At 36.5% G+C, this 10,076-nt stretch carries 9 protein-coding genes and 1 tRNA gene; 7 read left to right on the top strand and 3 right to left on the bottom strand.

Annotated elements, in window-relative coordinates:
* Positions 1-12: 12 nt before the first annotated feature.
* The 6 genes from tpx to ribB all read left to right on the top strand — a co-directional run bounded on the left by tpx (position 13) and on the right by ribB (position 6,733).
* A complete protein-coding gene (gene tpx, locus I215_RS10215; RefSeq protein ID WP_008991883.1) occupies positions 13-516 on the top strand; it encodes a thiol peroxidase in 504 nt (167 codons plus the stop codon).
* A complete protein-coding gene (locus I215_RS10220; RefSeq protein ID WP_008991884.1) occupies positions 513-872 on the top strand; it encodes a diacylglycerol kinase in 360 nt (119 codons plus the stop codon). The genes tpx and I215_RS10220 overlap by 4 nt, the downstream gene beginning before the upstream one ends.
* Positions 873-927: 55 nt before the next feature.
* Positions 928-3,369, top strand: coding sequence for a DNA translocase FtsK (locus tag I215_RS10225; RefSeq protein WP_008991885.1), 2,442 nt, complete (start codon positions 928-930; stop codon positions 3,367-3,369).
* 18 nt (positions 3,370-3,387) lie between these two features.
* The gene (locus tag I215_RS10230) at positions 3,388-4,035 is read left to right on the top strand and encodes a LolA family protein (RefSeq protein WP_008991886.1); all 648 of its coding nucleotides are present in this window, start codon (positions 3,388-3,390) and stop codon (positions 4,033-4,035) included.
* A gap of 72 nt (positions 4,036-4,107) precedes the next feature.
* Positions 4,108-5,556 carry an LptF/LptG family permease gene (locus tag I215_RS10235; protein ID WP_008991887.1) on the top strand — a complete coding sequence of 483 codons (1,449 nt, stop codon included), beginning with the start codon at positions 4,108-4,110 and terminating at the stop codon, positions 5,554-5,556.
* Between the two features lie 25 nt (positions 5,557-5,581).
* Positions 5,582-6,733, top strand: a complete 1,152-nt coding sequence (ribB, locus tag I215_RS10240) for a 3,4-dihydroxy-2-butanone-4-phosphate synthase (protein ID WP_008991888.1) — start codon at positions 5,582-5,584, stop codon at positions 6,731-6,733.
* A gap of 18 nt (positions 6,734-6,751) precedes the next feature.
* Here the strand turns inward: ribB and I215_RS10245 are convergent, their stop codons facing one another.
* Both I215_RS10245 and I215_RS10250 read right to left on the bottom strand, forming a co-directional pair.
* A complete protein-coding gene (locus tag I215_RS10245) occupies positions 6,752-7,960 on the bottom strand; it encodes a DegT/DnrJ/EryC1/StrS family aminotransferase (RefSeq protein WP_008991889.1) in 1,209 nt (402 codons plus the stop codon).
* 75 nt (positions 7,961-8,035) lie between these two features.
* The gene (locus tag I215_RS10250; protein ID WP_008991890.1) at positions 8,036-8,671 is read right to left on the bottom strand and encodes an NAD(P)H-dependent oxidoreductase; all 636 of its coding nucleotides are present in this window, start codon (positions 8,669-8,671) and stop codon (positions 8,036-8,038) included.
* A gap of 198 nt (positions 8,672-8,869) precedes the next feature.
* On the opposite strand from I215_RS10250, the gene I215_RS10255 reads away from it, so the two are divergent.
* A tRNA-Ser gene (locus I215_RS10255) sits at positions 8,870-8,954 on the top strand.
* A gap of 83 nt (positions 8,955-9,037) precedes the next feature.
* On the opposite strand, the gene I215_RS10260 is transcribed toward I215_RS10255, so the two are convergent.
* Complete coding sequence (locus I215_RS10260; RefSeq protein WP_008991891.1) at positions 9,038-9,877, bottom strand: tyrosine-type recombinase/integrase; 840 nt, start codon at positions 9,875-9,877, stop codon at positions 9,038-9,040.
* Positions 9,878-10,076 lie beyond the last annotated feature (199 nt).

The following is a 10,076-nucleotide window of genomic DNA, read 5'->3' on the forward strand; positions in this document are numbered from 1 at the left end:
TAAATTATAAAAATGAGTACAATTACATTAAAAGGAACTAAGGTAAATACACTAAGTAGCTTACCAGAAGTTGGAAGTAAAGCACCTAGTTTCAATCTCGTTAATGGTGAACTTTCCTCGGTATCTCTTGATGATTATAAGGGATCTAAAGTAATCCTTAATATCTTCCCAAGTGTGGACACAGGCACGTGTGCTGCAAGTGTAAGAAAGTTTAATCAAGAGGCCTCTACTCTGGAGAACACTAAAGTGTTGTGTATCTCAAGAGACCTTCCATTTGCACAAGCTCGATTTTGTGGTGCAGAGGGTCTAAATAACGTCATTTCACTTTCTGATTTTAGAGATCAAAAGTTTGGAAAAGACTATGGAGTAGAATTCGTCGACGGACCACTTGAAGGCTTATTAAGCCGAGCTGTTGTGGTGGTGGATGAGAATCAAAACCTACTTTACACAGAACAAGTTTCTGAGACCACAGAAGAACCTAACTATAAAGCGGCCTTAGAGGCATTAAAGGATTGAAAATATTTATAATCAACAGAATAAAAAGCATAGGATACGCCTTTAAAGGGGCGTATCTGCTTTTTAAAAAGGAGGCAAGTATACAAACTCAGACTGTAATTGCCATCCTAACCATAATAGCTGGATTCTACTTTGAAATCTCAGGCACAGAGTGGGCGATTCAGCTGCTTACCATAGCCCTTATTATGGGTATTGAAGGAGTTAACACGGCTATAGAAGAAATGGCAGATTTTATACACCCTGATTACGACCAACACATCGGACGAATTAAGGACATCTCAGCTGGGGCTGTATTTATTGTAGCCATTGTAGCCATGGTAATTGGCGCTATAATTTACTTTCCGAAAATATTTTAAAAATATAAATAGAAACAGTACGTTTGTAATTAGTACTTTTGCGTTAAACAGAGCAATGCCAATGGCCAGAAAAAAAAATAAAAAAAACAATACAACTTCCGCTAGAACACGCCCTAAATTTCAGATTTCCAATCAACAAAAAATTATTTTTGGGACTCTCTTAATGCTGCTCAGTGTCGCTTTTGTCATTGCTTTTATATCTTACTTTTCTACCTGGCAACAGGATCAAAGTCTTTTAAAAGAATTTTGGAACAAACAAGTAGAGGCCGAAAATTGGTTGAATAAATTTGGCGCCTCTGTGAGCGACTTTTTTATCCGTAAAGGCTTCGGTGTGGCTGCTTTTATTTTCCCAATCCTCATCTTTCAAACAGGTTTATTTTTATTTGTCGGACTTCCACTTAAAAAATTAAACAACAGATGGTTCTGGGGTATACTCTCTAGTATTTGGCTTGCAATATTTTTTGGTTTTTTTGCCGAAACAGCGCCTATTTTAGGCGGAGTAATTGGCTTTGAAATGAACGATTTCTTAAGAGCTTACATTGGCAAAATAGGAATTGGCCTGCTTTTGTTTTTTGTACTTGTTATCTACCTGGTAAGTCGCTTAGGAGTAACTCCTGAGAAAATACAATCTCTCTTTCAAAGTACTCAAAAAGAATTTAAAGCTGCTTTTGCTTCAAATAAAACAAAAGCTGAAGCAAACCCAGTTGCTGATCAGCATGAACCTTCCGTTTCGCCACAGAGCGAGCCAGCTCCAAAGGCTGTAACAAAAGATGAGCAAAACGATATTGCTATAGAAAATTCATTTGAAGTTAAACTCTCTACTGAGCAGGACTCTGCTAATACAACTGCTTCTAATACCACACAGCCACCTGCTCCTATTATCCATTCTGAGGATAAGGATCAGCAGGATCATGGAATACAAATAGAGGTTGAGAAAACAGAAGAAGAAAAAGAAGAAGTCGACAATCTTTCTGATCGACTTGTAAAGGACTTTGGGGAATTTGATCCTAAGTTAGCACTGAGTAAATACACCTTCCCTACCCTAGAATTACTTAACGATTACGGGGCTGGAAGCATCACTATCAATCAAGAAGAACTCGAAGAAAATAAAAACAAAATTGTAGACACTCTTAAGAACTACAAAATTGAAATTTCTCAGATTAAGGCAACCATAGGACCAACAGTAACCTTATATGAAATTGTTCCTGCTGCAGGAGTTAGAATTTCTAAAATTAAAAACCTGGAGGATGATATTGCCTTATCACTTGCAGCTTTAGGAATTAGAATTATCGCTCCTATACCAGGAAGAGGAACCATCGGTATTGAGGTTCCAAATAAGAATGCTACTATAGTATCGATGCGATCTGTCATTGCCTCCAAGAAATTTCAGAATGCTGAAATGGAGCTTCCAATCGCATTTGGAAAAAACATTAGTAATGAAACATTTGTAGTTGACTTAGCAAAAATGCCACACTTACTTATGGCTGGTGCAACTGGACAAGGAAAGTCTGTTGGTCTGAATGCAATTTTAACTTCCTTATTGTATAAAAAACATCCTGCAGAGGTAAAATTTGTTCTAGTAGATCCTAAAAAGGTGGAGCTGACGCTATTTAATAAAATTGAACGTCATTATCTGGCCAAACTACCAGATAGTGAAGAAGCTATTATAACCGACAACACCAAGGTTATTAACACCTTAAACTCTTTGTGTATTGAAATGGACAACCGCTATGAGCGTTTAAAAAATGCCATGGTGAGAAATATTAAAGAATACAACACCAAATTCAAAGCTCGGAAATTAAACCCAAATGATGGTCATGAATTCTTGCCGTATATTGTTTTAGTTATTGATGAATTTGCAGACTTAATTATGACCGCTGGAAAAGAAGTTGAAACTCCTATTGCAAGGCTAGCACAGTTAGCTAGAGCAATTGGAATCCATCTAATAATTGCTACCCAGCGTCCATCGGTAAATGTCATTACAGGGATCATTAAAGCAAACTTCCCTGCAAGAGTTGCCTTTAGAGTTACCTCTAAAATAGATTCAAGAACCATTTTAGATTCTCCCGGTGCAGATCAATTGATTGGACGAGGTGACATGTTATATACACAAGGGAACGACCTGACAAGGCTTCAATGCGCATTTGTCGATACACCTGAGGTTGAGAAAATCACTGATTTTATCGGTAGTCAAAGAGCTTATCCTAAAGCTTACGAGCTTCCAGAGTACGTAGGAGAAGAGTCTGGCACAGGAGTTGATATTGATATATCTGAAAGAGATGCTTTATTTAGAGAGGCAGCAGAGGTTATCGTAATTGCTCAACAAGGATCCGCATCACTATTACAGCGAAAGTTAAAACTTGGATATAATAGAGCGGGTAGAATAATTGATCAATTAGAAGCAGCAGGAATTGTAGGTCCCTTTGAAGGAAGCAAAGCAAGACAGGTACTCGTACCTGATATGGTCGCCTTGGATGCACTGTTGAGTAACGAATAAAGAAATTAAAAAAATAATATGAAAAAATTAGTTTTTGTTTTTACCCTTATTTGCATGAGTTTTAACATCAATGCTCAAAATGACCCTAAAGCTAAAGCGCTATTGGATCAAGTTTATAATAAGGTAAAAAGTTATGACAACATCTATATTGCATTTAAATATGCATTAGATAATAGCAAAGAAAACATCCATCAAGAAACTAAGGGTGATGTGACTCTAAAGGGTGAAAAATATGTCTTTAATTATTTGGGAGCTACCAAAATATTTGACGGCTCGAAAACTTATACCATTATTCCTGAAAATGAAGAAGTAGTTATAGAATCCAACCAAGACAACGAAGAGGATGCTATTACCCCTTCTGCTATGCTTACATTCTATACCAACGGTTACAATTATCAAATGGATATACTTCAAAATGTCAATGGAAGACAGATACAGTATGTTAAATTATCACCCATTGATAGCAATTCACAAACCAAAGAAATACTTTTGGGAATAGATGCCAATACAAAACACATTTACAATCTTATTGAAGTGGGGGCCAATGGCACTAAAACTACCATAACGGTAAGTAATTTAAAAACCAATGAACCCCTCCCAGATTCAATGTTCATCTTTGACAAAGACAAATACGAGGCATTAGGATATTACATTATTAGCAACTAGACTTTGAGAATTTTAGACCGGTATATATTATCACGATTTTTATATAATTTCATCAGTTCTTTTATCATACTGATGTTTATATTTATTTTCCAAGCCATTTGGTTTTTTATCGACGAATTCGCTGGAAAGGATATCGATTTAGAAATCGTAGGGAAGTTTCTATTCTATTATTCTCCAAATCTAATTCCAAACGTCTTACCACTTACGGTGCTTCTAGCCTCCATTATGACCTTTGGAGCCCTGGCAGAAAATTATGAATTTGCTGCCATGAAAGCCTCTGGAATATCGCTATCTAGGGCAATGAGAAGTCTTGTTGTCTTTATTGCATTTTTGAGTTTTGGAACGTTTTTCTTTGCAAATAATGTCATTCCAGCTGCAGAGTACAAATCATATAACCTCAGAAGAAATATTGCCCAAATGAAGCCAGCTATGGCCATTAGTGAAGGCGCCTTTAGTACCATAGGAGAAGATTTCAGTATGAAAGTTGACCAAAAACACGGTCCTAATGACAACCTATTGGATAATGTCATCATTCACCAATTATCCAATGGCGGTTTAAATAGAAAAGTGATTAAATCTGTAGATGGTGAACTGATCGGTTCTGAAGATTCGAACATACTTCAGCTTAAACTCATCGATGGTAATTATTACCAGGACATGGAAGCTAAAAGCCGAGATAAACGGGACAACTATCCTTTTGCTAAAGCACACTTTGAGACCTATACCATTTTTATGGATCTTTCTGAACTCAACAATATTGATCTAGAAGAGGAAAAGGTTAAGAACACCTTTAAGATGCTCAACGTCTCGGAATTGAACTACGCTATAGATTCCTTAGCTATAGATAACGAAAAAGTCTTCACCAATTTTGGGGAGAATATATTTAAAAGAACAGGAGCCTCGAATATTCAGTCCAAACCTCGAAATAGTCCTGAGGTTAAGGATACTCCAAAGGAAGATCAAGAGCTCTCCGAGGTGGAAAAGCAAGAAGTAAGAGCCATGCTTCTTAAAAACATAGATAGCACCATAACGCTTTATAAGGACTACAGACAGAGCCAAATGGTTGATATGGCACTGAACACAGTGAAAAACACAAAATCGACTCTCGAGGGCAAAAAATGGGATTTAAACCGTAGGATAAAACTTTATAATCACCACATCCTTTCATTACATCAGAAGTATGCGTTAGCCTTTGCTTGTTTTATATTGTTCTTTGTGGGCGCTCCATTGGGGGCAATTATTCGTAAAGGAGGTCTTGGGCTCCCTATGGTTTTAGCCATAGGGTTATTCTTAATCTACCACTTTATAAATATCTTTACTAAGAACTATGCTGAAGATGGGAGCTTATCCCCTGTTCTAGGTGCATGGATTGCTACATTAATCATGTTACCACTTGGTATATTTCTAACCAGAAGAGCAACTGCTGACAGAGCTTTATTTGATACTGGAGGATTACTAACTGCAATAGGTAACTTCTTTAGAAAATTAAACCCAAAGAAGAAATCAGAAGCTTCAAATTAAGTATCTTTGAAAAAAAAGATTGAAAATGAGTACAAATACCATCACCTCTAATGCAGAGATACGACTTGATACCATAGAAGAAGCAATCGCTGATATCAAAATGGGAAAAGTTATTATCGTAGTAGACGATGAAAATAGAGAGAATGAAGGAGACTTCGTAGCCGCAGGAGATAAGGTGACTCCAGAGGTTGTTAATTTTATGGCGCGACATGGACGTGGACTTATTTGTACACCTCTAACAGAGAAGCGCTGTAAAGAACTTGATCTTCACCCTATGGTTACTAACAACACAGATCACATGGAGACAGCTTTTACTGTTTCTGTGGATTTACGTGGAAATGGGGTAACTACGGGAATTTCTGCGGGAGACCGTGCAAAAACCATTAAAGCACTCATTGACCCTAATACCAAACAATTTGAACTAGCCAGACCTGGTCATATTTTCCCTTTGGTAGCCAAAGAAGGTGGCGTTTTAAGACGAACTGGCCACACGGAAGCAGCCATTGATTTTGCACGTTTAGCAGGGTTAAATCCTGCAGGAGTCATCTGCGAGATCATGAATGAAGATGGTACCATGGCTAGACTACCAGAACTCAGCAGAGTCGCCAAGGAATTTAACCTTAAAATTGTATCTATAGAAGACTTAGTGGCCTATAGAATGCAACATGATAGCCTTATTGAGAAAAAGGAAGACTTTGATATAGAAACTAGATTTGGGACTTTCCGACTTAGAGCTTACAAACAAACAACCAATAATCAAGTTCATATTGCACTTACTAAGGGAAATTGGAATAAAGACGACTCAGTATTGACTCGAATTAATTCAACCCTAGTGAATAACGATTTATTAGGGACTCTTACCAGTAGTATTGATGAAAAGTTAGACAATATGTTCCAGCTGTTAAATCAAGAAGGAAAAGGGGCAATTGTATTTATCAATAAAGACACCAATTCTTTAAACCTACTCAATAGACTAAGCGCCTTAAAAGATTTGCAAAAAACTGGTGAGCTTAGAGCGCCTAGAGTACCTATGGACAATAAGGACTTTGGTATTGGCGCCCAGATTCTTCATGATTTAGGTATTTCTAAAATCCGACTCATGTCCAATTCCTCCCAAACTAAAAGAGTTGGAATAATCGGTTACGGATTAGAAATCGTAGAATATGTCAATTATTAATTTTATTAATAAAAGATACTAGTCAGCAACCTCTACGGTTACACTACTAATAATATCAGACATTTTTTTGGCGCGATCATGAACTTCTTGTTCACTCCAACCAAGTTTGATCAAAACAGAAATTGTACGTCCTAACCAGTGATCTGATTGGCTCGTGTCCATATTATTATAATCTGGCAAACCTTTTCTGACTTCCTCAGGAAGCTTTCCTAAACTTGTTAAATCTTTTAGGTGATCCCACTTTTTAATATAATGCCAGTTGTTATCAAACCAGTAAAAGCAGCCGTCTACGCCATTTTCTCCAAGTTTTTTATGGACTTCTCTAGCGGTTTGTTCATCTGGCATGAAAAAACTTAAAAAGGAATAATTTTCAACCCCTTGCTCTGGGACAGTTCTCATTTGAACACCTGGGATGTTTTCTATGGCAGATCGCAATGTACTATAGTTTTTTTCTTGTATAGATAAGAAGTCATCCAAACGTTTTATTTGTGCTAGTCCAACAGCAGCATTGAGCTCTGAAATTCTATAATTATAACCCATAAAAGGGTGTGCATCTGCTCCTCTATCCTTACCTAGGTGATCGTGACCATGGTCGGAAAAATGATCCGCGTTTTTTGCGAACTTTTCGTTATTTGTAATTAAAGCCCCTCCTTCTCCACAGGTGATTGTTTTTACATAATCAAAAGAAAAGCACCCTAAATCACCATAACTCCCTAAAGGTTTTCCATCATAGCTTCCTCCAATAGCTTGGCAAGCATCCTCAAGCAATAAAAGTCCGTGCTTATCACAAATGGCCTTTAACTCTTTTAACCGGGCCATAGAACCACACATATGCACGGGCATAATTACCTTGGTATTAGGTGTAATCGCTTTTTCAACTTTTACAGGGTCTAATGTCAATGTATCATCAATATCAACAAGTATAGGCACAGCTCCTAAGGCTATTATGGATTCAAAACTTGCAACAAAAGTGAAGGTAGGCATAATAACTTCATCCCCTGCTCCAATATTTGCACTCGCTAAAGCTACCGTTAATGCGGAAGTACCACTGCTAACCATTTGAGCGTATTTAGCGTCCATACGCTCAGAGATTGCCTTTTCTAGCTCTACAGCCTTCCAGTGTCCATTACGCGCTCCATCAAAGCCATATCTCATTAGAACGCCGCTTTCCAACACATCATTCACTTGGGCTCTTTCTAAATCTCCGAAAAGTTCAAATCCTGGCATAGAGTTTCCTATTTAAAAGTTGATTCCACAAAGTTATTAAAAGCAAAGGCAATTCGGAAGTAATAAAATACAAACTCAAGAATTAAAATCTATCACGCTATCTTCTAAAGGCTTACGCACCTTCTTTAATTCCGCCATAAAATCATCTCCTGCCCTATACCCCACTGGCATGACAAGTACCGATTGCAAGTTTTTTGAATTTAAATCAAGAATTTCATCATAATCCGTTGTGGAAAATCCTTCCATTGGGCAGGCATCAATTCCACCCATAGCGCACACTGTAAGCATATTACCCATGGCCAAATAGGCTTGGTTGGTGGCCCAATTGTATATATCGTCTTTAGATTTCTTTTCAAAATCATCGATTAAGAAATTTTGAAAAGGTTCCAGTATATTCTCTGGTGTATTTCTTATTTCCTTTACCCGATTAAAATAGCTTTTGATGTACACGGCATCTATCCCCTGCTGAACACAAAAAATCAACACATGCGAAGCATCTTCAATCTGGGCTTGATTAAATGCCGATGCTCTAAGTTTCTTTTGTATCGACTTATCGGAGATAACTAACAATTTTATAGGTTGTAATCCATAAGAGGTTGCAGTTAGGTTAAATGCATTTTTAAGCATTGCTACCTTCTGCTCACTTAAGAATTTAGTAGGATCAAATTTTTTAACCGCATAACGCCATTCTAGGGCTTGAATAATTTCCATAGATCAGGTTTTTAAACAAAAGTACGAGATTCGGATGACAATTCTTTCTCAGAGGTACCAAGTTAGGCTCGTCAAAAGAAAATGCCAGTTTAAAATTATATAGATTACTCAAAACCAACACTTAAACATTTTAATCAAAAAAAAACCTAAATTCTACTTTTTGTATTCAAAAAAGGTTTCTATATTTGCACCCGCTAAGGAGAAATGGCAGAGTGGTCGAATGCGGCAGTCTTGAAAACTGTTGAGGGTCACACCTCCGGGGGTTCGAATCCCTCTTTCTCCGCAATAAACACTGGTAATTAATCAGTTAAAAGATAAACACCCAATTTTACACCCAAAAATGTAAAGTTGGGTTTTTTATTTAGGTTATAAAAAATCTAATGGACTTGGTGTCGATTTCTTATCTACATCTGTAATATGAGTGTAAATCATGGTTGTTCTAATATCACTATGCCCTAATAATTCTTGTACAACCCGAATGTCAATTCCGCTTTTTATTAAATGTGTGGCGTATGAATGACGCAAAGTATGCACACTGCCTTTTGTTGCAATATTGGCTTTTTTCATTGACTTTTTCAAAACTAACTGAACACTTCTTTCGCTGTATTGCTCATCATTAGTTCCTTCAAATAAAAATATTTTGGGTTTATATTCAATATAATATTCTCGCAACAAACTTAATAACTTATCAGGTAAAGATACTAGCCTATCTTTATTCCCTTTGCTTTGTTGTATTAATAGTAAATTACTGTCGGATTTTACATCGGTTAGTTTAAGATTTATTAACTCACTTAAGCGTAATCCACAACTGTAAATAATGGTAAGAATTGCTTTATGCTTTAAATTTTCTGTAGCATTTAATATTTTTCTCACTTCTTCTTGAGAAAAGAAAGTAGGCAGTTGGGTTGATTTTCGTTTAGGATATAAATAATTTAACTCTATCGATTGATTATTGACCAACTCATAAATCTTCTTAATTGCCCCAACTAAAGAGCGTTGATAAGATGCACTAATATTGTCTTGAAATACTTTTTCATTAATAAAACCCTCTATTTCAGCAATAGGTATTTCGTTGAGCGTACGATATTTATTCATATACTCTAAGAATATTTGTGCATAACCACAATACGATTTTATGGTATTATTGGCATAGCGTTGCACTTGCAATCGGTCGTGTAAGGTTTTTAATATTGTTTCGCTATCCATACTTAAATAAATCTAATTTAACCTATTTTGTTTCGCTATCCACAAAAAATAACTTACTAAGTATCTAATTTACAGAAAAGTAATTATATTAGCAACAGATTTTACGAAATGCGCATATAGGTGTTATTTTACGAAACTACACCGTGTTTTATTTCGTGAAATAACAATGTTAGCTGACATACTTTGACAAAAGCGTTTG

The sequence above is a fragment of the Galbibacter marinus genome (assembly GCF_000300875.1).
GTDB classification, from domain to species: domain Bacteria; phylum Bacteroidota; class Bacteroidia; order Flavobacteriales; family Flavobacteriaceae; genus Galbibacter; species Galbibacter marinus.